Source organism: Paenibacillus sp. WLX1005, assembly GCF_046603685.1.
Lineage (GTDB): Bacteria > Bacillota > Bacilli > Paenibacillales > Paenibacillaceae > Saccharibacillus.
Genome location: NZ_CP176756.1, coordinates 4,584,856 through 4,610,589 on the forward strand (window position 1 = coordinate 4,584,856; position 25,734 = coordinate 4,610,589).

The following is a 25,734-nucleotide window of genomic DNA, read 5'->3' on the forward strand; positions in this document are numbered from 1 at the left end:
CGCTTTTGATCCACGACAAACAACCGATCTCATGACTGCATTGTTGCAGTAACATGAGATCGGTTGTTTGTTTATGGATTGCATTGTTTATTATGTTTATTTGCTGTTGGTACGGTTACTGTTGCGCTTGCATGCTTACAGATGCTGAAGTTCGTTGACGATTCGCCCCAGCGTCTCCTCGGATACGCGTGTTATTTTGTTATCAGCAATCTGACGTAAGGAAGACTGATGAACGATATTCGTTAACGCACCATTCAGCAATTGTGGTGCATGACGGTTAAGCACATCTACCGCCTGCTGATCCATTTGCAGCTCCGATAACATCGTCTGCTCGGTATACGTACGCCGGAACAAGCCGCCTGCCGGATAACTGAATCGGTAGACACCAGAGCCGATTTTCAAACGTACGCCATCTGCCTCCTTCTCCACTCGCAAAATACCTGCTACTACATGGACATTCTGTCCACTCTCCAACAGTTGCTCAGCAGCGGCACCGCGCAATGTTAAACTGGCGGTCGTATTCGCAGGAATACGCACATTCACGAACAGTTGCCCATGATCCAGTGTCCAGCCACATTCAATCGTTCCATACAGACTTTCGTGTGCAGCCCGTGCGTATGTAAGCTGACGACCGCCAAACTGTGGATGAAGACGAATACGACGATAAGCCGGTGTATCTTCTCGCATATCCAGTCCAGCAATGCGGCGGTACATCCAATCCCCCACTGCGCCGTACGAATAGTGATTGAACGAATTCATATCGTCACTCCAGAAGGAGCCATCCGGCTTGATGCTGTCCCAATGCTCCCAGATCGTAGTCGCCCCCTGTGATACCGAATACAACCAGCCCGGATATGACTGCTGCGTCAATAGCCGCATGGCCGTTTCATGATACCCATGATCTGACAACGCAAAGCACAGATACGGTGTACCGACGAACCCGGTCGTCAGATGATAATCATTGTCCACAACTAACCGATTCAGATCAGCTGCCACCCGTGCCCGAATCGCTGGCTCCACCAGATCGAATACAAGCGCTAGCACATGCGCAGTCTGAGTCGGTGCAGCGATTCGTCCGCGCAACGTTACGAATTCCTCGCGAAATGCTCGTACGACTTGTTCATGCAGCAGATGGTAATACGCTGCATCGTCCAGCAGATTCAGCACGTCCGCCGCCTGTGCCACCAATCGGCAGGAATAAGCGTAATACGCCGTCGCAATCAGATCGGTCGGAGTTGCTCCCACATAATCGCCTTCCTTGGCATCCAAGCCTAGCCAATCGCCAAAATGAAAGCCGGTGTTCCACAAATATTCATCCTCGCCCTGCGCTCGAATATAGTCGACCCAGCGCTTCATGCTGTCGTACTGCTCTGCCAGCAAACGGGTATCCCCATAATACTGATACATCGTCCACGGGCAGATTACAGCCGCATCGCCCCATGCCGCCGAGCTAGACCCTTCGATAATATTAGGCACAACAAAGGGAATGCCCCCATCCGGCTGCTGCTCCGCTTGTACATCATGCAACCATTTCGTGAAAAATGGTCCGCCGCCATAATTGAACAGCGCTGTCGAGATGAACACCTGCGCGTCACCCGTCCATCCTAGCCGTTCATCGCGCTGCGGACAATCGGTCGGCACATCAAGGAAATTGCCACGCTGCCCCCAGCGGATATTTTGCTGCAACTGATTGATCCGATCATCAGAACAAGCAAATTCACCCGTAGATGGCATATCCGAATGCAGCACTTCCCCGCTAAAATCCGCTAACGATAATCCGTGCTGCTCCTGCCCTGGATATCCTTCTACCTGCACATACCGGAACCCCTGAAACGTAAAATGCGGTGCATACTGTTCATGCTCATCACCAGATGCCCGGTAGGTGACCGTCTGCTTCGCCGTGCGCAAATTGCCAAAATAAATATTTCCTTCCGCATCTAGCACTTCGGCAAAACGCAGCGTAATCTCACTCCCTTTGTCCGCTCCTCGTACAGATAGTCGCAACCGTCCAACCATATTTTGCCCCATATCCAGAATATGCGCACCAGCTGGCGTGATCCCTGTCTTCACCGGTTGTATCTTCTGCGTCACAACGGTTGCCCAATTTTCCTGCGCCAGCAGCGGTTCATACGGCAGACGCAGTGTCTGTACTGGTGACCAATGTGAATCATCGAATCCATGCTCATTCCATCCGTGTTGTTCTAGCGACGCATCATACACTTCCCCATGATACAGATTGGAATACAGTACTGGTCCAGTCGACGCTTTCCAGCTACTATCACTAATTACGACCTGTTCTCGTCCATCACGATACCGCACATGTAGCTCCAGCAGCGCCGCCCGATGATCGCCATATACAAAGTGAGCATCGTTGAAGCCCAATTTGCCCCGATACCAGCCGTCTCCAAGCCAGATTCCGATCGCATTGCCGCCATTACGCAGCAGAGCGGTCACATCATACGTCTGGTATTGCAGCCGATGATGATAACTCGTCCAGCCCGGTGCCAGCACATCGTCCGATGCCTGCTGTCCATTGATATACAGCTCATACACTCCGGCAGCAGTCGCATACACGCGAGCAGATACGATATCGTGATCCAGTTCGAATTCACGCCGCAATTGGAATATCGGCTCCGATTCACGATGAATACGGTTTACATCTGGTGTGATCCACTTTGCCTGCCACTGACTAGGATGCAGCAATCCAGTTTCCACTGTGATTGCCTCACTCCACTCACTCTCCGCCCCACAGGACGACCATGCCTTCACTCGGAAACTATACGCTGTACGTGCGCGCAATTCCTTTCCTTCGTAGGCAAACTGGATCGATTGCTCTGTCTCTATTTTGCCGGAATCCCAGAGCGGATCATGAAAGTCGATATCGTCCGCCAGCGTCAATTGCAGTCGACATGCATGCTGAATGATGCCCCGTTCTGCACTATGTAGCTTCCAACTAAAACGCGGCATGGCGATATCCGTACCTAGCAAACGCTTACGGTATTCACATAATACCTCTGTAATCTCAATAACAGACATTCCTGCATCTCTCCTCTGTATGATCAGATGAATCCATTGGCAATGCGGTGAATATGTCATTTACAGCTGCGACGATGATATAGAACGAATAGATCCCAGCACATGCAAAAATGCTTTCTTTACTTTTCCCCGAAATATGGCGCATTCCTGCTGTTTTTTGACAGATTGGCAAATAAAAAACAGCCGCCCTGAACATAAGGACAGCTGTTTGAGACGCGTAGGGAGGTTTGGGTTCAGCAACATTTGCACATTCTGCTACCGCATCTGCACGTTACCATATCTGGATCAGAGCCAATAACGCACGCCTGCCATGAGTACGACACCTGCAATAACAGTGATCGATAAGCTTTTCGTTTTCAACGCAATGAGCAGCGTCGGCACCAATACGATGACCGCATGCCAATCGACATGTAGAGCGCTCCCTTGCTTATCCAGCGCACTTTCCACAATCAATGCTGTCAAAATACATACTGGGATATACGACAACCATCTCATCACGGCAGTAGGCAAGGCGATATTACGTACAACGAGAAACGGAATGACCCGCGGCAGCATCGTTACGAGCGCACAACCAATAATAACGAGCAATACACTCCACTCTACACTCATCGCTCAGTCACCACCCCGATCGTCGCTACAATTATTGTCGACAGAATAACTGCCAACTGCGTCGACATGAATAACGACAACACGACCATCGCAATGACCATATACACAATTAGACGCAGAATATGATTGAGTTTGTTCGGTAATATGCTGCCCAGTTGCAGTACCAGCAGTGCGATAAACATCGCAGTCAGTGCGTAATCCAGCCCGAACATCTCTGGATCAGCGATCCAGTTGCCGAATAGCGCACCGATGGTACACGAGATGATCCAGACGAGATATGCCGTAATATTCAAGCCATGCATCCAGCGATCATTCAGCGGACGTCCATCCGCAATTCGTCCCGCTGCCACGCCAAATGACTCATCCGTTACTAGCAAACCGATGCCCAGATTGTTCCACAGCGAATATCGGGCGAATTGCGGCGCTAATGTCGCACTCAGCAGAAAATGCCGCAAATTCACAATAAACGTCGTCAAAATAATCGCTGAGGCTGGTGTATGTACCGCCAGCAAGGCGCAAATAATAAACTGCGACGCTCCCGCATACACCAGAATCGACATCAAGGTCATTTCCAGCACACTCAGATGCGAAGCCGCCCCGACAATACCTGCCGCCAGCCCGATGCTAATATAGCCTAACAACGTCGGAATACAATCCTGCACCCCTTCCCCAAACGTAGGCTCCACTGCCGTTCGATCTTGTATCGTTTCCACTTGCTCGCTCAACATATTCCCCTGTCCCTTCCTTGTAAGTTATACACTATGTACAATCCAAACTGTCTATCCCTTCACAAGCTATCCATATGCTACAATGGACTAAAGTTTAATATAGTATACATACATTCTATATAACATACAATAGTCTGTTATATTAAATTTTCATACTAAAGGAGACTACCAATGGAAGCCATTCAACATACTGTTGCCCGCAATCTTGTCAAACTGCGCAAAAGTCGTAATCTCACCCTAGAGCAGACATCCGAGCTGACCGGTGTGAGCAAGGCGATGCTCGCGCAGATTGAAAATCAAAAATCCAATCCGACTGTTACCACCCTCTGGAAGATCGCTAACGGTCTGCAAGTGTCGTTTACTACCTTTCTCAAAGAAGAGGAGCAGCCCATTCGCAAGCTGAATATCAAAGACCTGAATCTAATCACCGATAGCGATGACAAGTATCTGGTGTATCCCTTCTTCGCCTACCACCCGGAAAAGAAATTCGAAGTGTATGTCGTCGATCTACTCCCCGGCTGCTCGCATCCACTTGAAACCGAACCACTCAAAATGCATCCAGGCGAGGAGTATCTAATTATGAAAGAAGGCACCATCACTGTGAATCTGAACGGTGCGCAGTATGAAGTGTCCGAAGGAGACGCGCTGCAATTTTCCGGTACGATTCCGCATGGCTATTTTAATCATTCGAATGAAAAAGCCAGCTATTTTATGGTCATGTATTATCCCGAAGATGGCTCGCATCAGCTGTAACCGCAAGCCGATCTCCACGTTATCATGACCACATGACAAAGAGGCAGAACAGATATGTGGTAACAAGTATCTGTTCTGCCTCTTTGTTCTGATCCTAGAACCTTTTCCATGCTTACAAGTATTTGTGATTCTACAATTCATTGGAATGTTAGAACTTTGCAATATTAGAAAATCGAGATCAATTCCCTTGTATACTCATGCCGATCCTCAGCGAATAACTGCTGTTGATCAAATGTATCGACTATACGCCCGTCCTTCATCACCATCAGCCGCTGACTCATTCGGCTCACAGCTGCCAGATCGTGCGAAATAAACAGATACGACAGATTCAACTGCTCTCTCAGCTCCGTTAACAGCTTCAGCACTGCCCCCTGCGAGATTACATCCAGACTTGCCGTCGGCTCATCCAGTATGATCAATTCCGGCTCAATGCTGATTGCTCGTGCAATCGTCACCCGCTGCCGCTGTCCACCGCTCAATTCATGCGGATATCGGTCTGCCAGTTCGGTCGGCAACTCCACTGCATCCAGCAATTCGTTGACCAGCTGCTTCCCCGATCTCGCTGTAAAGTGCTGTAAGCTCAACACATCCTTATACTGCTTATACGGATCAAGTAAAGAATCGTGGATGTTCAGCTTTGGATTCAGTGCAGCCGACGGATTTTGGAAAACGATCTGCATGCGGCGGCGCCATGGATACAGCTGCCGTTCGCTTAACGACTCTAACGATTGTCCATTCCATATGATCTGTCCGCTGTCGATGCGTTCGATCCGCATGAGACAGCGTGCTAGCGTGCTTTTGCCACATCCGCTTTCGCCTACTAGCCCTAGACACTCACCCTGATTTAGATCAAATGACACCTGATTTACAGCCATATGTGACGACTGCGATTGTTCTTCGTCATTATCTACAATTAGCGGACGCTGGTGTCGGTACGATTTGCACAATTTCCTTACTTGCAGCAATGTCATCATGGCTCTACTCCTTCCAAACCGGATGTCAGCACATGTCCCGGTCGTTGCAGCATAGGCGCAGCGGCAATGAGCTGCCGTGTATACTCATGCTGCGGATGATCCAGCACCCGATGTTTATTACCGGTTTCGACGATTTGACCATCCTTCATCACTGCCAGTCGATCGGCATATCGGCGTACATGTCGCCAGTCATGAGTGATGAACAGAATGCCGCACCCCGTTTCTCGCTGCTTATCTCGCAGCAACTCCAGAATCCGATGACCGGATACACTGTCCAGTGCAGTTGTCACTTCGTCCGCAATAAGCAGCGCTGGCGATAACAGTAGGGCAAGCGCGATAGAAGCACGCTGCAATTGCCCGCCGCTCAGTTGAAACGGATATCGTTCATACAGATTCCCGTCCAATCCGACGGATTCCAGTGCTTCTATTCCTTTACGCCGCCGCACCGCACGCGACTTCTCACGATGCACCTGCTGGTACTCATCCAGATGCTGACCAATCCTTAGAAACGGAGTAAAGGAGCCTTGATAATCCTGAAACGCATACGCGATCTGCCGTCCACGCAGACTGCGAAGGTTGGACGGTGGTAATGTAGTCAGCTCCTGATCCCGAAACATTACACTACCGCTCATCCGCAGATTATTAGGCAGCATCTGTCCAATGCCCTGCGACAGCAAACTTTTGCCACTACCGCTCTGACCGACCAGCGCGAGCCACTCACCTGCACGTAGAGAGAGGGAGACGTGATCCACAAGCATCTGCTGACGACTGGAAATGCTCACTTCCTGCAATGTCAACATGATCACGATACCTCCCGGTTCAGATTGTCCTTTTTCACATCAAAGCGGTCGCGTAGCCAATCGCCCAGCATATTCGCAAGCAGCACTGTTAGTACAATTGCGAGACCGGGATAGACCATCAGCTCTGGCATCGATTGAAAATACGGACGCGAATCGTTCAGCATCGCACCCCATTCCGGCGTCGGCGGCTGCGTGCCGAGTCCGATGTAGGAGAACGACGAGATCAGCAAAATAATTTTGCCCAGATCCAGACTCGCCATCACCAGCACATGCCCGATAATATGCGGCAGCAGATGTCTACGCATAATCGTAGCATCCGATAGCCCGTTCGTACGGGCGATGATCACGTAGTCCTTTTGCGCTTCACTCAGCACGACACTACGCACCAAGCGTGCATAATTGACCCATTTGACCAGTACAATCGCCAGCACCAGATTGCCGATGCCAGCGCCCAGCAACCCGCTCAACACAATCGCTACAATCGTATCAGGAAAAGCCAGAAAGCCGTCTGCAATACGCATAAAGATCACATCCACCCAGCCGCGCCGATATCCTGCAATCAGCCCGAAGGGAATGCCCAGCACTAGCGCCGCTCCCAATGCCAGCGCGCTAAAGCCAAGCGTCTGCTGACCGCCAAGTAACAGACGTGTCAGCACATCTCGCCCTAGATGATCCGTACCAAGCGGATGCTGCCAGCTGATGCCCTGTAGCCGTTGCCCCAGATCAGTCAGCAGCGGATCATGTTGTAAGTATAGAAATGTATATGCGCATGCTGCCACGATCAGGATAACCATCCCGATCAGCACGCTACCCTGTATCTTCCGACGATGGAAGATGCGTTTGGAATCAGGCAGGGCAAGAACGTGTTCTGTTGTCATTTTGCTCATACACCTGCATTCCTTTCCTTCAATCTCATTTCCGGATTCAAATAGCGATAGGACAGATCGACCGCCGTATTCACCACAAACACGATCAGCGCCATAATCAGAATGTAGCCCTGAATGAGCGGATAATCACGCTGTCGAATCGAATCAACGATCAGCTTGCCAATGCCCGGATATGCAAATAGCACCTCGATGACGATAACGCCGCCGATCAGACTACCAAGACTGACACCAAATACCGTAATCACTGGCGGCAGACTATGCCGCAGCACATGCACGCGGAAGATGCGCCATTCTGAATATCCACGCGCCCGCGCCGCTCGTACAAATTCCTGACTGAGCGAATCGAGCAGGCTAGAGCGTAGCAGACGCACATAAACGCTGGAGATCGCCAATCCCAGCGTCAATGAAGGCAGTATGAGCGAGATCCAGCCATCGCGTCCCATCGTCGGCAGCCAGCCAAGTCGTACACCGAGCAAGTCGATAAGGATCAAGCCGAGCCAGAAGCTGGGCACTGCCGCGCCGACAATCGATAGCAATCGGCTCAGATGATCGATCCAACCGCCACGATACAATGCAGATAGCGAACCGAGCGGTAATGCCACTAGCAGCATGACGAGTAGCGCACCAGTTGTCAGTTCCAGCGTCGCTGGCAATCCCGCCATAATCATCTGCATAACCGGTTGCCCGGTCACATACGATTGTCCAAAATCCAGCCGTACAAAGTCCGCCAGCCACATGCCATATTGCACCAACAGCGGCTGATTAAACCCCATTTCTTCCTTAAGCGCCTCCACTTGTTCGGTGCTGACAGACAGTTCATCCACATTCAAAATCGTCAGCACCGGATCGCCCGGTGCCAACCGTATAAACAGAAAGCTGATTAATGTAATAAACAGGACAAAGCCTATCGTCTCAATCAGCTTTCGTAGGATAATTGCTAGCATTACATCACATCCAGTTGGTTGGTAATCATGTAATATTCACTGCGCGTCGTGACCCAGTGTTTCACCTTGTTTTCGTCATAAGCAACAATCGTCGCTGGATGCAGAACGAACGAATTGATCACATTGTCATGCACATAATCCGCTGCCTGCTCTGCCAGCACTGCCCGATCTTCAGGCTTCACCGTCCGATTGAGCTTGTCGATAATGTTTGTCAGCTGCTTGTCCTGTGCACCACTGAAATTCAGCGCACCAGTCGGGTGGTACGTCGCATTCAGATAATAACCAGCATCTCCGCGCGGTGCAGTCAGATTACTGTACGTTGCGAGATCCCAATCGCGATTGGACGCCATATAATCTTCTGGCGTATCAATCTGACGAATATCTACCTTGATCCCGATCCGTCCAGCATCCGATTGGAATACCTGTGCAATGAGCGGCAGATCGGCACGAGCAGAATACGTCAGCAGTGTCATCGTCAGCGGCTGACCATTTTTTTGCATGACACCGTTTTGCAGCGTATAGCCTGCTTGGTTCAAATAATCTACAGCTGCTTGCTCACCAGAAGGCGAAGGCTCATACGTCGGTGCAAAAGGCAGCGATGGCAGAAATGGTCCAACCGCTGGCTCACCATATCCTAACAAAATGCTATCTACAATCTCTTTGCGATCAATCAACGCATCTATCGCCCGGCGCACATTCACATCCTGTAATGCCGGACGTTCCATATTCATCGTCATCTGATGGACGCGGAACGTAGATGTCGATTCCACCTTAATACCATCCTTCGCATCCAGCGTTTCCAGACTTTCCACTTCAGGACGGTATACAATGTCGACCTGACCAGATGTTAGCGCCAGTGAGCGTGCATTGGCATCTTCATTAAACGAAAAGGTTACTCCGTCCAGCGGTGACGCGCCATCCCAATAGTCTGCATATTTCTGCAATTCCAGCTTACTGCCCGGTGTAAACGAAGTCAGCATAAATGGTCCTGTACCAATCGGTTTGTTGACGATATCGCTCTCGCTCACATCAATGATCGACGTATTCGGATTCACCAGCTCAGATACAAATTCCGGAAACGGTTCAGTCGTCGTAATGTTGAGCGTATTACCGTTCGCCTCTATACTTTGAATTTTCAGAGCATTTTTCACTCCGATATTCTCGGTTGTGGCGCGTTCCAGCGATGCTTTGACTGCATCACCTGTTAGTGGCTTGCCATTCTGAAAGGTAACATCGTCACGCAGATGAAGCGTCCAGTGCTGCCCATCCTCGCCTTCCCAACTCTTCGCCAGCCACGGTGCAACCGTCAACTTGTCCTCATCCAGTCGCACCAGCGTCTCAGCGATGCCTGCACGAATCGGCACATAGCTGGAATCAACATGCGGATCAAGCGATTGCGTGGAGAAGTTGTATAGAAAATGTACATGCTTGCCCTGCTCCTGACCGCCTGCATTTTGCGAAGACGATGAGCAAGCACTGAGTATAAGAACGAGTACCATAATGACAGGCAGCAACAAGCGATTGGACTTCAGATTTCTGGCTAACCAATGTCCAGTGAACAAGTTCGTTAGAGCTTGCCGCCTATGTGTCGTTGGAGGCTGGATAGTTTGCCGTGATCCGGTTTGTGTAACATTTTTATATTGAGTTTGAAATGGGGCAGAGTCACTTGCAACGGATGCTTCATTCGCATACGTACCAGCTTCGATATGGCAGTATGCTTGAGCTGCTGTATCCACTCCCTGATTGGATTTCTTACGGATTGCTGTCTGGTGTTCCGGTTGATTCTTCATATCATGTTGTTTCCTGAAGGTGATTGCTGTAGCTTCATGCTCATTACTGTGTGTATTCATCTGAAATCTCTCCCCCGTATGTATAGCTGCCAAGCAGCCTTATATCATTATTTACATGTTTATTAGTAAAGTTTACGATCTACATCTTATCGTAACGTTTACGATTTGACAAGCAAAAAACCGGTATTCCATCTGAATTGATAGAATACCGGTTTTTCATATGTTGATAGGTATATATGAAATATGTTCACTTTGCATTGTTTAGTAATGATACTCTTTCGGTACAAAGCATGCCGCGATCAGATAGATCAGCAAACTGGCTCCACTTGTTACGAAAATACTAATAACGAACAGAATCCGCAGTAGACTTGCATCCATATTCCACATTTGTGCCAGTCCGCCGATCAGACCTGTCATCATCCTGTTTTGACTAGAACGGTATAATTTTCTCATCATGATCAATCTCCCTTGAATAGTTTGGTTTACACATTTGGCTTATACATCTGCATTCGCTTGCTTCACATGTACATTCGCCTAATTCACTTACCTGACTTGCACTTGATGAGTACGTTTTTATCGTACAGATTCAAGTAGCACTTCTGTTCCGGCGTTATCGCCGTTGATTGTATGATCATTACGCTCTGGTTGTTAAGCTTATTGATTTTCTTTTTGCTATTCCATTCCTTTGTGTTTCGTCTTGCTTTTATATTACCGGACACAGCATTCCGTTCAAACCGTCCAACGACTGTTTTTGAGTTTGGACTTTGGTCGGGGAATGAGCTGGACTAACATACTGGATGTACATACGAGGATTGGATATGAATGCTCCACTGCTATTGCTTTTTAGATGGATGAAGCTTACACTACACTTATTAAAAGTATTATCAAAAGTAAATACACTCTCAGGCAAGGAGCCTTATTTCTATGAATGTACCAACTCACAGCACCCAGCATGTCAAAAAAATAAATACCGAGCTGGTCAAGCAAACACTGCGCACGAACAATACTGGCACCAAAGCGTCTATCGCCCGCTTAACTGGACTAAGCGTCGCTACCTGCGGCACCATTCTGAATGAACTCGTTCACAGCGGAGAGATTATCGACCTCGGCACCGATGAATCCAGCGGTGGTCGTCCGGCGAACCGTTACCGTTTTAACGCCGATTATGCCAGCATGATCTGCATGATTGTACGCACCGAAGGCGGGGTTCATACGATCACCTGCGCCGTTGCCAATCTGAACGGCGAACTGGCAGAGCATGAGGTTCATACGCTAGAGCAGATTGATGTACCGATTATTGAGCAGTTGCTGGACGATTTGACGCAAAAGTATACGCATGTGCGCGCAATTGGCATCGGCATCCCCGGAGTAGCACTGGGCGATACGATCGGCATCTGCGATGTACCGCAGCTGGCGAATCAGCCGCTAGCAAGTTTGTTGAAGCAGCGGTATGAAGGCGTAGAGATTTTGCTGGAAAACGATATGAATCTGACCGTGTACGGACTGTATCAGCAGTTGCAGCTGGAACAGGATCGTAACTTTGCTATCGTGACATTTCCACGCAATCATTATCCCGGCGCTGGCTTTATCGTGAATGGTCAGCCGATGAACGGTAACAGCTACTTTAGTGGCGAAATTTCGTATTTGCCCTATGGCGTTAGTCGTGAACAACAGCTGGAACTCCTGCAATCTGCTGAGCAAGCAGCCGGATTCATCGTGCAATCGCTCGTATCCATTATTGCGATTATCAACCCGGTGCAGATCATTATTACCGGTGACTCCATCACTGCCGACATGCTATCCAAACTGGACGCAGGCTGCCGGGCAATCATTCCAGCCGAGCACATGCCAACACTACTTATTCAAAATGACACTCGATCCGAATATCTAAGTGGTCTGATCACCGCGACGCTGGAACGTCTCACGTATCACATTCAGCTCATTCAGCGACGCTAGAACAACGTCACACCCGTCACCGTAAAAGTGTATGTTCGCCAATCTTGCCGCGCCACATATTCCGGCACTTCATGCACAACAATTTATGATCCATTGCTCAGGAGGACATTGCTCATCATGGCACATCTGCAAACCAACACACCCAAGCGTAAACGCAATACTATCTACATCATGCAACTGGTGACTATTTTCCTCGGCTTTATCGTTTTCGGCATCTCGGAAAATATCAAAGGACCTGCCATCCCGCGCATCCAGTTTGATTTTAATCTCAATGAACAGCAGCTGGGCACCCTGCTATCGCTCAATGCGCTCGGCTATCTGATCGCCTGCTCCTTCACCGCCATTCTCGTACGTAAATGGGGCATCAAAATCGTCAGCGTTCTCGCCTTCGGCTCTATGGTGCTGTCGGGCGTATTCATTTTCGTATCTCATACATATCCGCTGTTCTCCGCATCGTATTTCTTTATGTACATTGGCAACGGCATGCTAGAAATCGCACTGGCGATTCTCGGCGCACGTATCTTTGTCAAAAATACCGGCATGATGATGAATCTGTCGCACTTCTTTTACGGACTCAGCTCAACTGTGGCGCCGCTACTCGCTACTGGTGTGATGTCGCTAGCCGTATTCGGTCATGAACTGGACTGGCGCGGCATGTATTTGGTCATGCTGGCGCTCTGCATTTTGCCAATTCTGACCGCGCTGCGCAGTACATTTCCCGGCGACGATCTGCCGCATGAGGATCGGATCTCGCTGAACATGCTGCTGCGCGATCCCGCATTGTGGATGATGGTCATGATCCTCTCCTCTGGCGTCGTGTCAGAATTAGCAGTCGGCGGATGGTTGGTCAACTTTTTGGAAAAGGCATACGCTTGGGATACCGTCAAAGCGTCCGGTATGCTATCGTCCTTCTTCCTCGTCTTCTCGCTCGGTCGACTGTTGCTCGGTCCACTGACTGACCGCATCGGCTTTGTGCTGTCGCTAATCATCTTCTCGGCATTCTCGGCAGTTTGCACCTTTGCTGCATTGGGCGGTGGTGAGTCGCTGGCGTTTCTGTTTGCCTTGTCAGGTGCAGGTATTGCAATCATTTATCCAACGGTGATGGCATTTATCGCGCGTCGTTATCCGACGGGTAGTGATACGGCGATTACGTTTGTCGTGACCATGATGGGTGTAGGCAGTGTGATCGGGAATTATGTAATTGGCTGGATCATTGAATTTGTAAAACAGATGTATGCAGCGGGCAGCACCGTTGGATTGTTGCGCGGATTGCAGGCGGGATATGGATTTATCGGCTTGTGCGCCGCTGTCTGCGCGGTATCGGGGATTGTGCTGTATGTGTATTTGAAGCGTAAACAGGAACTGATTTGATATAGAATAGATTGGAATTGTACTTTGTGAAATTGAGAATTTCGTTTATTCGCAGTTCATTGGATGAAGCTGAGTATGAGGCGCATGCAAAGTCAATATGATGGAATTACAACATAGATTGAGTTTGAAGTCATTAAGCTTTGCACCTCTAACTAAGCACGCATCATGTTGTTATGTATACTTGGCAAATCAAAATAGACCGCCCATGTTCATAGAGCGGTCTATTCGTATTCCTATTGATTATAGGTATAAGGTATAATGTGTAAAATTATTTTAAAAGCACACGTACACCAAGACCATATTATATATCTAAATCGTAGCTCCATACAGTCTCTAGCCCTTTTACCAAAAAGCTCATCTCACATTACTCGCCCATAATATAAGACTATAGGTCAATAGCCAAAGCTAACCGAAGTCATTATAATCAAGATTGGAGAAAGGAGGAAATCCAGCGTGTATTTAACACGTATGTTATAAAAAAGCATCCCATCCACCATCAAGTGGATTAGATTGAGCTATTTATTCATCAAACAAGCAGCTTGGACATGTATGCACGGCGATACGATACATATAGCACTATCAGAAACAAGTAATAGGAATCTATTCTTTGTACTACACGATCGTCATATATTTGCATACATATGTAACACCTGCACGTTATTGAATAAACGTACTGCATTAAAAACTAAATGAAAACGAGGACGAACAAGAGATGGGAACCATGAACGCTTCTTTACATATGGAGAAAGACAATCAGCTTCACCAATATAAACTGTACGAACAACGCATGCGATATGAGGAGAATGAATTCTATGCTAGTCTTTGGAGAAGATGGCTGGCATTCACAGTGGATCGAATGATTCTATTTGTCGCTTGTCTTGCTTGTATCTGGATGCTGGTCGTACTGGGTGAGCAGATCGAGATCATGCAGCATTCAGATATGTATACTGCCATTGATCATGCCAAAGATAATGTATTCATAAGCATCTTTGGCGGGGCGTTGTTATTTATGCTGTTTGTATGCCCTTGTCTGTATTACGCTCTGTTTGAAAGTTCGCGTCTGCAAGCAACACCGGGCAAGCTTTTACTTGGACTAGCTGTTGTGGATCAACACAATAAACGCGTGCGTTTTACTCGCACACTCAGTCGATCCATTTCCAAAGAAATCAGCAGTTGGCTCTTCGGCATCGGCTTTCTACTCGCTCGATTCACGCCTAACAAACAGGCACTCCACGACATGATCGCCAAAACGTATGTCGTGGACAATCAAGCACGACATCGAATCAACTATCTGCAATACAAATGTGAGCAGCATATCGATTTGCTGGATACATAGACATTTCGCTCATAACATCCAAAATTGCCGGAGGTGCACCGCATGATATTCCGTATCGTTCGAGGTATGTAGCTGTCGGGCTGGATCAAAACGCGTACCAGCCGCCACGGGATACGTCTGTCCTCTGGCTTCATCTGCTGCATCATCACGAGTAGCGGAATGACGATCATGCGATATATTCCGCTGCGGATTCCTCTATTTAGAGAAAGGCGGAACCTTTATGAACGAAACGGACTACCAGGCATTTTACGAACAAGTGGGCAATAGTAATGGCTGGAACTTTGACCATATTCGCTGTATAACGGAAGGCACAGCATTGGATCTGTATCAACACGTACAATCATTGCTGCAACCGCATCATCTACTGCTAGATATCGGTACAGGCGGCGGTGAAGCCTTGCTGAGTCTGACAGCTAGCGCAGCATTGCTAGTCGGTATCGATCAATCGGCTGCCATGATCAACACAGCCCGGCGTAATCTAAACATCGCCAATGCTCCTCATGTGCGCTTGATGGAAATGGATGCACAGCAGCTGCAATTCCCAAATGACTTTTTCGATATCATCTCCTGTCGGCATGCGCCACTGCATATCTCTGAAGCTGCCCGAGTACTGCGTCCCGGAGGTTATTTGCTCACTCAGCAAGTTTCGGAACAGGATAAATGGAATCTCAAGCAGGCTTTTAAACGCGGTCAGGCTTACGATGTACCGCCTCATACATTGCAGCGTCAATACATGCAGCAATTGGAGCAAGCCGGATTTCAGGATGTAGAAATATTACAATCGGAAGTGCACGAATATTATGAGTACGCGGAAGATTTAATTTTCCTGCTCCAGCATACGCCGATCATTCCCGACTTTGGTCAATGTGAAAGTGATTGGCGGATTCTGCACCATTTTATCGAACATCATACAACTGACAAAGGCATTTGCACCACAGCCGCGCGATTTATGATCATTGCTAGCTTGGTATAACACTGGTGTACACGATACAGAAAATGAAATAGTTAAAAAAACTCCTACCAGCGCATCTTGGATGCTTGCTGGTAGGAGCTTTTTATATTGTGTGTCCATCCAACTGGACACTGCATTGTTTATCTCAATTGAATCGTTGCTGTTGCGTCGTCATCTTCCAAATTCAGTACCAGACTGTCTTTGGACTTGGCTACCGCATCTGGAACTTCCATAACGACAAAGCCTGATTTGGACGACAGCGGATTGATGTTACCACTGCTCAAATCTCCGTTGATCATTGTAACCGTATACGGATATTCGTATTTATCTTGGAACATAGCATGCATCTGCACACCGCCAATCATAGCGGTGAATGTATCTGCCTGTGTTCCTTTGTTCGTAATTTTGTAATTCAGTATTAGAAACTTGTTGCCTTCTTCTGCGCTGGAAGACATGAAATCATCCGTCACTTTTTGAGCAAATTTAAACGAAGCTAGCTTCACTTCCCAATCACCTAGTGTAAACGTTTGTCCCACTTTGTACACGGTCTCTTTAGGAGCTTCTGCTTCTTTGCTCTCTGTGTCCTTGGCAGATGCTGCGGCATCCGCTTTTTCAGTCGATTGGGTTTGCTCGGTAGCTCCGCTTGTTGTGGCAGAAGCAGACTCCTGTGCTACATTTCCACAAGCTGCGAGCAGCATAACACTGATGATTGCGACAGATAGACTCGATTTTTTCAACATTTTCCTTTTTCCCCCTTATAAGTATCCAACTACTTATATCGGCAGAAAATTGTATTTGTTTAACTTTGTTTTGAATTGCGCGTTTTTTACTTGTATTTGCTTGTACCTTTGTATGATTGGACATTTAAAAGTAATCCTTCTATTGCGAATCACTTAATTACTCACCATTCTACCAATCATGCCTACCACACTGTCACATTCGAACTTCCGCTGCTCTGGTATCCTTCCGTCGCCAGCACCTGATACGACCATGTGCTACCCAAATTCATACCGTGACTCGCCCATGCTTTGACATGATTGGCAAAAGTAATCGTCGAATTTACGCCTGTCGGATGTTTGGTCTGACGCACGCTCCAATACTGGGTAAATGTCTTCGTGCCCTCAATGGACGGCGCATTCGTACGAGTAGCAGTATAAATATCGTACGTACCACCGTCGCTAGTAAATGTGCCTTTGTATGTACCTGTCGGACGATACGTGCCCCAACTGTCGACCACATTGTACCTTTGTATGATTGGACATTTAAAAGTAATCCTTCTATTGCGAATCACTTAATTACTCACCATTCTACCAATTATGCCTACCACACTGTCACATTCGAACTTCCGCTGCTCTGGTATCCTTCCGTCGCCAGCACCTGATACGACCATGTGCTGCCCAGATTCATACCGTGACTCGCCCATGCTTTGACATGATTGGCAAAAGTAATTGTGGAATTCACACCAGTCGGACGTTTGGTCTGACGCACGCTCCAATACTGGGTAAATGTCTTCGTGCCCTCAATAGATGGCGCATTCGTACGAGTAGCAGTATAAATATCGTACGTACCACCGTCGCTCGTAAATGTGCCTTTGTATGTACCTGTCGGACGATACGTACCCCAGCTGTCGACCACATAATACTCGATCAGCGAATTACGCGTCCAGCCGTACAGCGTCAAATACCCGTTACCAGAAGGTGACCATACCCCAGCGTTGTAGTTAATGACCCGATTCGGCGATCCGGTTGCCCAGCCTTTGCCGATGACGAAATTTCCAGTGTTTTTCCAAGTTACGCTGTAATTGCCACCAGAGCCGTTCACCGCATTGACCGTGCCGCCACCATCCGTCCAATTTTGCCAGTAATCTGTAGTTGCTGCGCTAGAAGTAGCTGTCAACAGACCGGAACTCATGGAGATGGCGAGAATTGTAGTGAGAACTTTCTTTTTAAAAGGGAACATGTATAACCTCCGGGAGAGAATAAAATGAATGTTGACATGAAGGGCGAATCGCCCCACAGCTCGTACATAGTCCGCAGAATTACTGACGAACCGTCAAGCTTTTGCTGGTGTGATCCCAGACTAGATTGCCATGAAATGCAGTTACGAGCGAAGCCGCCTGCACATAGGTCGTATCGCCAATCAGACGCCCATCCTGTAACGGATGCCCATCCACCGTTGCTGTTTTGGTCGCAGCGTCAAAGCCAACGGCGAATCCAAACACCGACTGCAATTCACGCAATGGCACATAGTCCTCATTGGCGATCAACAGCCCTGCGGCGTGGACGGTCTGTCCGTTATGAATATAATTCACCGTCGTTGGCACAGGTTGAGCGGCGGCAGTTGGACTAGATGAAGAAGAAGCAGATGCTGCTGATTGTTGCGCAAAAGACTGCGGATGTGCCGCATCCGGCGACTTCGAACTTGCACTAGCATACTGCTGGAGCAGTTCCAGTCCGCCTTGAAATTGATTCAGATCTACTTTTCCGCTAATGCCGTCTACCTGCCCCGCGTCACTGTACTGCCAGAAGTTCCACTGTTTCCATGCGGTGGTATCCTCAGGCGGCACCCCATCACTGTAACGGGCAATCCACAGATTGTACGTGCCTAATGAAGCATCAAAATTCTGCCCAAACGCATTCCCCGTATACACAAGCGGCTTACGCCCACTCAGCCGCTCTACATCTTGCAAAAAAGCAAGTGCAATGGCATTGATCGTCGCCCGATCTACGTTCGAAGGATTGTTTTCATAATCCATCACTAACGGCAACTCCAATGCCCCCACCGCTTGCACCACACTTACAAAATGCGCCGCTTCCGCCTGAGCCGCCGCTGTAGAAGTCGCCGTCAGAAAATGATACGCCCCCACCAGCAATCCCGCGGCGCGTGCACCCTGTACATTGCTGCTAAAATTCTCATCCTGAGAAGCAGAGCCTTCACTCGCTTTGACAAAGACGAACGCCTTACCCGCCGCTTTTACCTTATGCCAATCAATCGCCCCTTGATAATGGCTAACATCAATTCCCTGCGCATTGCCAGTTTGCCCTGCTTGCATGGAAGTTGCTCCCTTCGATGGTTGAAGTGGTGAGGATGTTGATATTGTTGAGTTTTAGGCATTGGTGGATACAATGGGATGTGCGCGATCAAGATAGTGAAGTGCATTGTTTTCTAGTAGTGAAAGGATAATGCCGATCCATTGCTTATGATGCTAATCTAATCTTTCTTGAATATATATTCCATATGAAGGAATAAAAACCTTTTTTATCCTTGTTATAGGAATGTATAAAATAAGCGAAATGGTGAATAAGGATAGATAAAATAGAAAAAAGCCTTTCCGGCTGGCAATCGCTACTCTTGTCGTCATTGAGTAATTATGCGCTGCTGCTTGGGAAAGGCTTTTTTAAATGAAATGAACTTGCTATCTCAAATGTTTGCTGTACTTAGTTACTGTATTCGCTCACTTCAAAGGTCAGGATTTTATCGAAAATTACATAGTCTTTGCGGCTGCTAAAGGGACCCTTGTTGTTATCATGCTTGTCGATCGCGTAGGATGCTTTACCTGTACCAGCTTGTTTGGCTTCATACCAAGAGATGAAGTCGTTGACCTCGGTCATGCTGAGATCAAACTCTTTTTCCAGCCCAGTGATCATAGTTATAACCAAAATCGCGCGATTGCCGTTTTCTGGCTCTGGAGTTGGAGTCGGGGTAGGCTCCGGTTCAGAAGTTGAAACTGCGCTCATCATCTCCAATTCATCAATACTTACATAAATGCCACCATTGTTTTGAGTAACATTAATACGATATTTGGAAAATTTCTCTGTATTCGCAAAAGTAAATTCGCGCTTCTCTCCTGCTAACCAAGTAGTTTCATTTTCACGATGATCCAATACAACCCATTTGTTATTTTGCTCATCATAAGCTTCGAAATCCCAAACTTTTGGTGCACGATCAATATTTTCTGCTAATCTTGGGGTGATTCCTTTGATCGTATATTTGGAGATAGCGACTGGCTCTGGAAATTGATAAGACAACCAACCTGTAGAAGTTTTAGGTTCCCATGTATCTTCATACGATTGGCTAGTAGAACGATTAAATGCTTTGTAAGCTGCATAAAGTGAACTATACTCTTCATTAGCCGATGCTACACCAGATGGAGCAGTATTGGATGTCATTTGTGGAATCAAATTGTTGGAATACTCTGTTGTGGCTGCGAACGAGGCGCTTGTAGGGAATATAATTAGTGTAATAAGCATTGCCAAGATTAACTTCATTTTCATATGTAACTATCCTTTACTATGTTTTTAAAATTATAGTAGAACATCCATTAAAATATTGCCAAACATTAAATTCTATAATAGGGATATATGACTAAAATTTACCTAAAATCTAAAAATAAAAATAAGAGGCTACACATTGGATAGGGTAGCCTCTCATTGGGAACTATTTCATCTCATGTGAAATGAGATTGTTATTCTATTTAACTACACTTATTTTTTCAAAAAAGAGGTTACCTATATCTACAATACAATCGCGATAATTCTCTTGAAAGCTTTAATGTTCCTCCACAACTTCCACTTGCTTCGCCTTAAAATCATCCAACATCGCCCGCACCTCATCCGTCGAACGGGCACTCATCAACTCATTCCGCAGTTCACTCGCCCCACGGAACCCACGCACATAAATCTTGAAAAACCGTGGCAACGGCTTAAACGAACGCGGCTCAATCGCCGAATACTTGTCATGCAGATCCATATGCAGTCGTAACAAATCCAGCAATTCCTCACTGCCATGCTCTACCGGCTCCACTTCAAAAGCAAATGGATTGCTAAAAATCCCCCGCCCAATCATCACGCCATCCACGCCGTACTGCTCCACCAGCTTCAATCCTGCCGTCCGATCCGCAATATCACCGTTAATCGTCAGCAGCGTCTGCGGCGCAATCTCATCCCGCAACTTCTTGATCTCCGGAATCAGCTCCCAGTGCGCAGGCACCTTGCTCATCTCATCCCGCGTCCGCAAATGAATCGATAGATTCGCAATATCCTGCTGCAAAATATGCGTCAGCCAGCTCCGCCATTCGTCCACTTCACTAAACCCAAGCCGCGTCTTCACACTGACTGGCAATCCACCAGTTTTTGCCGCTTGAACAATCTCGCCCGCCAGATCGGGACGGCAGATCAGCCCGCTGCCTTTCCCATTCTCAGCAACATTCGGTACAGGACAGCCCATGTTGATGTCGATGCCTTTGAAGCCCTGCTCCGCCATACCAATACTCATCTGGCAGAAAAACTCCGGCTTGTCCCCCCAAATATGAGCCACCATCGGCTGTTCATCCTCGGTAAACATCAATCGCCCGCGCACACTATGGTGCCCCTCTGGGTGACAATAACTCTCCGTATTCGCAAACTCTGTAAAAAATACATCCGGTCTAGCCGCCGCACTCACCACATGACGAAACACCACATCCGTCACATCCTCCATCGGTGCCAGTATAAAAAAAGGCTTCGGTAAATCACGCCAAAAATTGTCTGTCATGTTAAAAATCCTTTCGTTTTGCATATAGCTTTGAGTCTTTATCCAGTGTGTATGGATAGTTATTAGACATACACAATAAATTTTATTTATATTCATAATAAATCTCTTAGCTGCATATTACAAAATCATACTACATTAGATAATGGAAGATGAACAGAAACTTTACTCGACTATTATATTAGTCTGCACAACAAAAAAGAGGATTAATCTCTCCCTCTTCGCTAATTCATTTATACTCCCCAGCTATTTTTTTGAATCCATATACATTTTTGATTCACATTCTAATAATAACAAAAGCCTTTTAGCTATTTTCGTTTATGAAGGATATCCAAGCATTATTTCAGGACGAATTGTTGTACTAGAATTGACAATTCGTCCTGAAATAATGCTTGTGTCGATTTCTAGCCCCAATATTTGCGAGGTCGGTTGTTGATCAAAGTAAGAGCTATTCAAGTTCAGCATCACTCACCTAGACAACAAAATCATGACCTTTAGAGAATAGTTCTTAAATCATACTCTACGATCAGCGAAGTAAACATCTATGTCGTGCAGGCTCTGAAGTACTTCATGACACAAAAACTTCTTTCCTCGATCGGCGGCTTTGGATATTGACTAGTGAGTAGACCGAACACGATTTCCATCAACCAAGTAATTCGATGGGGTACTTTAATTGCTTGGTCAAAGTGTGTTTTTCGCTTTATCGGGATCGCGACAAACACCTTGCTTTTTCCCCAGCTGGAAACAAAGGTATTCAGTTCTAAGTAAACAAACAATTTTCTTCTTTGAATAGCTTTAGAACGCTGCCTTTGTGCTGGAGAACTTGAAGATTCCCTCTACTCAGCTGACTGTGAAGAGCTAGTTATACAATGTTTCCAAGGTAACGCTAGCAAGTCCCTTCGCTTTATTTTCTGTTGGAAACAGATGATAGATTCGTTTCCATTCCGTATCTTTAATCTCGCGATTCGTAAATATCTTTTCAGATTCTCCCTTGCTATTTTCACCTTTCTGGATGAATGCGGAATGTTCGTTTTTAAAGCAATACTTAGTTTTCACATATACTCTAACCAATAACAAGCTTTTTGTGATTATTAATAAAGATCATATATTAATAATCACATTCATTTAAATAATGATTAAGAAACGTTATATAGTTCGATTAGGATCTTCTATCAGTAATACAATTTTTTTTTAGCTTTTAGTTCTTTCAAATTCAATCTATGTTCATCTAGAGTATCTTCATAGATAACTATATTTTCATCTATACCAGATTGGATGTAAAACCCTCTCTCATTATCATATCCTTCTGATGTATGTGCTAATAAGTTTCTAAATTTAATTAGATCTTCCCAAGCATCAAATAACTTTTTGTTTTTGCTCTTAAAATGTGGAGTTAAAGTTCTTCTAAGCCTATTTACTAATTTTTTATATGTTTCTTCATCATTAAAACATGCAAATTTATTCCTTAATAAAAACTCTAATTCAGCATGCTCGCACATATATAAACCTCTAATAGCATTTAATTCATCCCATCGACTAAGACTAATATCTATTGCCTTTTCAAATTCCTGTTCAACCATTTGAGTAGAAACTTCAGCCAATGAAATAAACATAAAATTACAAAACAACTCAATATTATGATTTTGAAATTTATCTATTACTCCCCTGCGAATCTCTCATTGTATTCATTTTTAGAATATAAAACGAAAAATTGTTTATACATTTGATTTTTTCTAATTTCCATTAAGTATTCTAATCCCGTATCACCATCCCCCAAATTATAATCAGAAATAAAAAAATCTATACGTTTTTCACGATCAGATATAATACTTTTAGCTCTTTGTAAATCTTCAACCTCTTCAATCAATACTGAATAACCTTTATTCTCAATTAATTGTTTAACCAGTTTAACTCTACTTTTATGATCCCGACCATTTTGATTATCTTCTAACCAAACCACTATTAATTGCCCTCTCACGTTTAGATTTCCCCCAATTTTAAAACGAAGTCTACTTCTTTTTGTTTATACGACCCAATAGATATTTCCCACCCAAAATCTTTACAAATCTCTTGTATTAAATACATACCAATTCCAGTCCCATTTCTTTTATTACTGAAACCCAATCTAAATATGTCTTGTATAGGATCTACCTTTATAGGTCCAGTATCAGAAAAAAAATGAATCTCATTAATATCATTGTTAAATATCACTTTTATATAACTGGCATTTCTTTCTATTGCATTTGATACAAGATTATCTAGTAATACCCCTAACTCAAATACTTCTACTTTTGCTAAATAGGGTTCATCACTAATCTCAATTCGTTTATCTGTTCTTTGAAGACTTAAACTATCAAAATAACTAATCAAATACTTTTTCAAATCAATATTATGTTTGCCTATAATGTCGTAATCATTAAGCTTTAAAAATTGCTTTTTAATAACACTTAGCTTATCAGCACCTTTTTTTAAATCAGTTAAATATGATGAAATACGTTCGTATTCATCAGCTTCATAAAATTCTTCAGCCATATCAGCAATAACATAATTGATCTGGTTACTTATTCCTGTAAGTTCATGTACTAGCAATGTTTGACGTTCGTGATCATTTTTGCTTAACAAAACATCTTTTATTTTATTTTCTGTTTTCAAACTATTATTTTTGTCTTTTAAATCACGGTTCTCCGAGTCTAACTTATGTGATATAACTTCTGCTTCCTCACGTGCTCTTTTCTCTTTTTCTTTAGCCTGCTCCTCCAAAATTCTCTTCTGTCTCTCAACCTCTGCTCTATATTCCATTAATTTCGTTTCTTCATCTCTAATAGTGTTTGCTATTGAAATACGCTCTCTTATCAATTTACCTACTATAACTTTTAATAGATCTATTAAAAGCTCTACCCGTTCATCATCTTTTGTCATACCTTCCCTGCTAGTTGTAGAAATATCAGGCAATTTATCATCATCCAATATATCAAAGGATATTTCTCCTTCTATATAATTTGAGAAAGCCTGATTATTATTGAGATAATCAAGAAAATTTTCAACTGCAAGTTTATCTCTAACATAAAGTTTAAGTCTATTGGGGTTGTATACTTCATTCTTTAAAAATCTGATGTCATTAAAACTAGCCTCTTCTGATTTAATTGTGGCATGTATACCGATCCAACCACTTAACTCATAGAAATCACTATTAGATTTCCGTCTAAATTTATGAATTCTCTTTCTCCTTTTATTTTGAATGAAGTCGATATATCATCAGGATGTAATGTAAGCACTTCCCTATAGTAATTAATATCGGGATCAGCTTTTTTTGATCTAATCATAATAAATTCTTTAAGATGATCACTTTTTAGCTTAGGTATAGTTTCAAAAAGTGCATAGAAATTTTGAAAAGCAACTTCTTTTTTTACAACTTCAAAAATTATTTCCTCATTTAGTTTAGTAATGTATGCAACCTCTATGTTTGCACTTAAATTATCTAATAGATAATAATCTGCAATTCTTCTTTTAAGACCATCTAATTTTCTTCCAGCAAAATTCGTCATATCAACATCAGTTAATTTTATTAATGTTCCTGTAGAATAACTATTCCAAATTTTTTCGTTTTCAATTTCTACATCATTTTTATCGACTCTATCTAATTTAGGAACATCTGAGTCTCTAACATTAGTAGAATCCAAAACCCAAGAAGTTTCTAAGTTATTAGTTTTAGTAACTATATAATATTTTTTTGATAAAAATAATCCAGCGAGCTTCCCTACGCCTTTTCGTCCTTTGATTTTGTTAGAGACATTATCGTCTTCCTCTCTTTTATTTCTGCCAATCAAAGCATATTTCTTAGCTATATCTTCGTAACTCATTCCACTACCATTATCAAAGATTTCAATTGTAGAACGTTCTTTTACTATAGAATTGATGTACACACGTACATTATCTGCACCTGCATCTAAGCCATTGGCCACTAATTCTGAAATTGCACTCCACTTACTAGTGTACATCTGTTTTCCAAGAAGGTTTAATGCGTAGTAAGAAAAGTTAAAATATACTTCATTAGCAATACTTTCCATAT

General features: G+C 45.1%; 23 protein-coding genes and 1 pseudogene. 5 read left to right on the forward strand and 19 right to left on the reverse strand.

The genetic code is table 11. The features are described 5' to 3' along the window. Positions 1-135: 135 nt before the first annotated feature. The 3 genes from ACE3MZ_RS19655 to ACE3MZ_RS19665 form a co-directional block, all read right to left on the reverse strand. Positions 136-3,036 carry a family 78 glycoside hydrolase catalytic domain gene (locus tag ACE3MZ_RS19655; protein ID WP_411343798.1) on the reverse strand — a complete coding sequence of 967 codons (2,901 nt, stop codon included), beginning with the start codon at positions 3,034-3,036 and terminating at the stop codon, positions 136-138. Positions 3,037-3,321: 285 nt separating this feature from the next. Continuing rightward, complete coding sequence (locus ACE3MZ_RS19660) at positions 3,322-3,645, reverse strand: AzlD domain-containing protein (RefSeq protein ID WP_411343799.1); 324 nt, start codon at positions 3,643-3,645, stop codon at positions 3,322-3,324. Then, positions 3,642-4,373: an AzlC family ABC transporter permease gene (locus tag ACE3MZ_RS19665; protein WP_411343800.1), complete on the reverse strand. Its 732-nt coding sequence runs from the start codon at positions 4,371-4,373 to the stop codon at positions 3,642-3,644. The genes ACE3MZ_RS19660 and ACE3MZ_RS19665 overlap by 4 nt, the downstream gene beginning before the upstream one ends. 171 nt (positions 4,374-4,544) lie before the next feature. On the opposite strand from ACE3MZ_RS19665, the gene ACE3MZ_RS19670 reads away from it, so the two are divergent. Beyond that, positions 4,545-5,126, forward strand: coding sequence for a helix-turn-helix domain-containing protein (locus tag ACE3MZ_RS19670; RefSeq protein ID WP_411343801.1), 582 nt, complete (start codon positions 4,545-4,547; stop codon positions 5,124-5,126). Between the two features lie 164 nt (positions 5,127-5,290). Here ACE3MZ_RS19670 and ACE3MZ_RS19675 read toward each other — a convergent pair whose 3' ends face one another. The 6 genes from ACE3MZ_RS19675 to ACE3MZ_RS19700 all read right to left on the reverse strand — a co-directional run bounded on the left by ACE3MZ_RS19675 (position 5,291) and on the right by ACE3MZ_RS19700 (position 10,977). Then, positions 5,291-6,097, reverse strand: coding sequence for an ABC transporter ATP-binding protein (locus ACE3MZ_RS19675; RefSeq protein WP_411346859.1), 807 nt, complete (start codon positions 6,095-6,097; stop codon positions 5,291-5,293). Then, positions 6,097-6,900, reverse strand: a complete 804-nt coding sequence (locus ACE3MZ_RS19680; RefSeq protein WP_411343802.1) for an ATP-binding cassette domain-containing protein — start codon at positions 6,898-6,900, stop codon at positions 6,097-6,099. Before ACE3MZ_RS19680 ends, ACE3MZ_RS19675 begins: the two co-directional genes overlap by 1 nt. 2 nt (positions 6,901-6,902) lie before the next feature. Next, the gene (gene nikC, locus ACE3MZ_RS19685; RefSeq protein WP_411346860.1) at positions 6,903-7,694 is read right to left on the reverse strand and encodes a nickel transporter permease; all 792 of its coding nucleotides are present in this window, start codon (positions 7,692-7,694) and stop codon (positions 6,903-6,905) included. An 89-nt stretch (positions 7,695-7,783) separates the two neighbouring features. Then, the gene (gene nikB, locus ACE3MZ_RS19690; protein WP_411343803.1) at positions 7,784-8,731 is read right to left on the reverse strand and encodes a nickel ABC transporter permease; all 948 of its coding nucleotides are present in this window, start codon (positions 8,729-8,731) and stop codon (positions 7,784-7,786) included. Beyond that, positions 8,731-10,230 carry a nickel ABC transporter substrate-binding protein gene (nikA, locus tag ACE3MZ_RS19695; protein WP_411346861.1) on the reverse strand — a complete coding sequence of 500 codons (1,500 nt, stop codon included), beginning with the start codon at positions 10,228-10,230 and terminating at the stop codon, positions 8,731-8,733. Before nikA ends, nikB begins: the two co-directional genes overlap by 1 nt. Before the next feature lie 552 nt (positions 10,231-10,782). Then, a complete protein-coding gene (locus ACE3MZ_RS19700; RefSeq protein WP_411343804.1) occupies positions 10,783-10,977 on the reverse strand; it encodes a PspC domain-containing protein in 195 nt (64 codons plus the stop codon). A 468-nt stretch (positions 10,978-11,445) separates the two neighbouring features. Here ACE3MZ_RS19700 and ACE3MZ_RS19705 point away from each other — a divergent pair, with 468 nt between their 5' ends. The 4 genes from ACE3MZ_RS19705 to ACE3MZ_RS19720 all read left to right on the forward strand — a co-directional run bounded on the left by ACE3MZ_RS19705 (position 11,446) and on the right by ACE3MZ_RS19720 (position 16,157). Continuing rightward, a complete protein-coding gene (locus tag ACE3MZ_RS19705; RefSeq protein ID WP_411343805.1) occupies positions 11,446-12,477 on the forward strand; it encodes an ROK family protein in 1,032 nt (343 codons plus the stop codon). 117 nt (positions 12,478-12,594) lie between these two features. Then, positions 12,595-13,848: an MFS transporter gene (locus tag ACE3MZ_RS19710; protein WP_411343806.1), complete on the forward strand. Its 1,254-nt coding sequence runs from the start codon at positions 12,595-12,597 to the stop codon at positions 13,846-13,848. A gap of 721 nt (positions 13,849-14,569) precedes the next feature. Next, positions 14,570-15,184 (forward strand): RDD family protein, encoded by a 615-nt coding sequence (locus tag ACE3MZ_RS19715; protein WP_411343807.1) that lies wholly within the window; start codon positions 14,570-14,572, stop codon positions 15,182-15,184. A gap of 220 nt (positions 15,185-15,404) precedes the next feature. Further along, positions 15,405-16,157 (forward strand): class I SAM-dependent methyltransferase, encoded by a 753-nt coding sequence (locus ACE3MZ_RS19720; RefSeq protein WP_411343808.1) that lies wholly within the window; start codon positions 15,405-15,407, stop codon positions 16,155-16,157. 119 nt (positions 16,158-16,276) lie between these two features. Here the strand turns inward: ACE3MZ_RS19720 and ACE3MZ_RS19725 are convergent, their stop codons facing one another. From ACE3MZ_RS19725 to ACE3MZ_RS19770, 10 genes and pseudogenes are all read right to left on the reverse strand, one after another. Further along, positions 16,277-16,876 carry a DUF4352 domain-containing protein gene (locus tag ACE3MZ_RS19725; protein ID WP_411343809.1) on the reverse strand — a complete coding sequence of 200 codons (600 nt, stop codon included), beginning with the start codon at positions 16,874-16,876 and terminating at the stop codon, positions 16,277-16,279. Positions 16,877-17,058: 182 nt separating this feature from the next. Beyond that, positions 17,059-17,379: pseudogene (locus tag ACE3MZ_RS19730) on the reverse strand (glycoside hydrolase family 11 protein); the annotation flags it as partial. Positions 17,380-17,456: 77 nt separating this feature from the next. Beyond that, a complete protein-coding gene (locus ACE3MZ_RS19735) occupies positions 17,457-18,095 on the reverse strand; it encodes a glycoside hydrolase family 11 protein (protein WP_411343810.1) in 639 nt (212 codons plus the stop codon). Between the two features lie 79 nt (positions 18,096-18,174). Continuing rightward, positions 18,175-19,188 (reverse strand): glycoside hydrolase family 25 protein, encoded by a 1,014-nt coding sequence (locus ACE3MZ_RS19740; protein ID WP_411343811.1) that lies wholly within the window; start codon positions 19,186-19,188, stop codon positions 18,175-18,177. 385 nt (positions 19,189-19,573) lie between these two features. Next, positions 19,574-20,410, reverse strand: coding sequence for a hypothetical protein (locus ACE3MZ_RS19745; RefSeq protein ID WP_411343812.1), 837 nt, complete (start codon positions 20,408-20,410; stop codon positions 19,574-19,576). Positions 20,411-20,684: 274 nt separating this feature from the next. Beyond that, complete coding sequence (locus ACE3MZ_RS19750) at positions 20,685-21,668, reverse strand: tRNA dihydrouridine synthase (RefSeq protein ID WP_411343813.1); 984 nt, start codon at positions 21,666-21,668, stop codon at positions 20,685-20,687. A 1,169-nt stretch (positions 21,669-22,837) separates the two neighbouring features. Further along, positions 22,838-23,245 (reverse strand): hypothetical protein, encoded by a 408-nt coding sequence (locus ACE3MZ_RS19755; protein ID WP_411343814.1) that lies wholly within the window; start codon positions 23,243-23,245, stop codon positions 22,838-22,840. A gap of 77 nt (positions 23,246-23,322) precedes the next feature. Next, entirely contained in the window at positions 23,323-23,643 is a 321-nt protein-coding gene (locus ACE3MZ_RS19760; RefSeq protein WP_411343815.1) for a response regulator, read from the reverse strand. A gap of 2 nt (positions 23,644-23,645) precedes the next feature. Continuing rightward, positions 23,646-24,617, reverse strand: a complete 972-nt coding sequence (locus ACE3MZ_RS19765; RefSeq protein ID WP_411343816.1) for an ATP-binding protein — start codon at positions 24,615-24,617, stop codon at positions 23,646-23,648. A gap of 218 nt (positions 24,618-24,835) precedes the next feature. Continuing rightward, positions 24,836-25,732 carry an ATP-binding protein gene (locus ACE3MZ_RS19770; protein WP_411343817.1) on the reverse strand — a complete coding sequence of 299 codons (897 nt, stop codon included), beginning with the start codon at positions 25,730-25,732 and terminating at the stop codon, positions 24,836-24,838. Positions 25,733-25,734 lie beyond the last annotated feature (2 nt).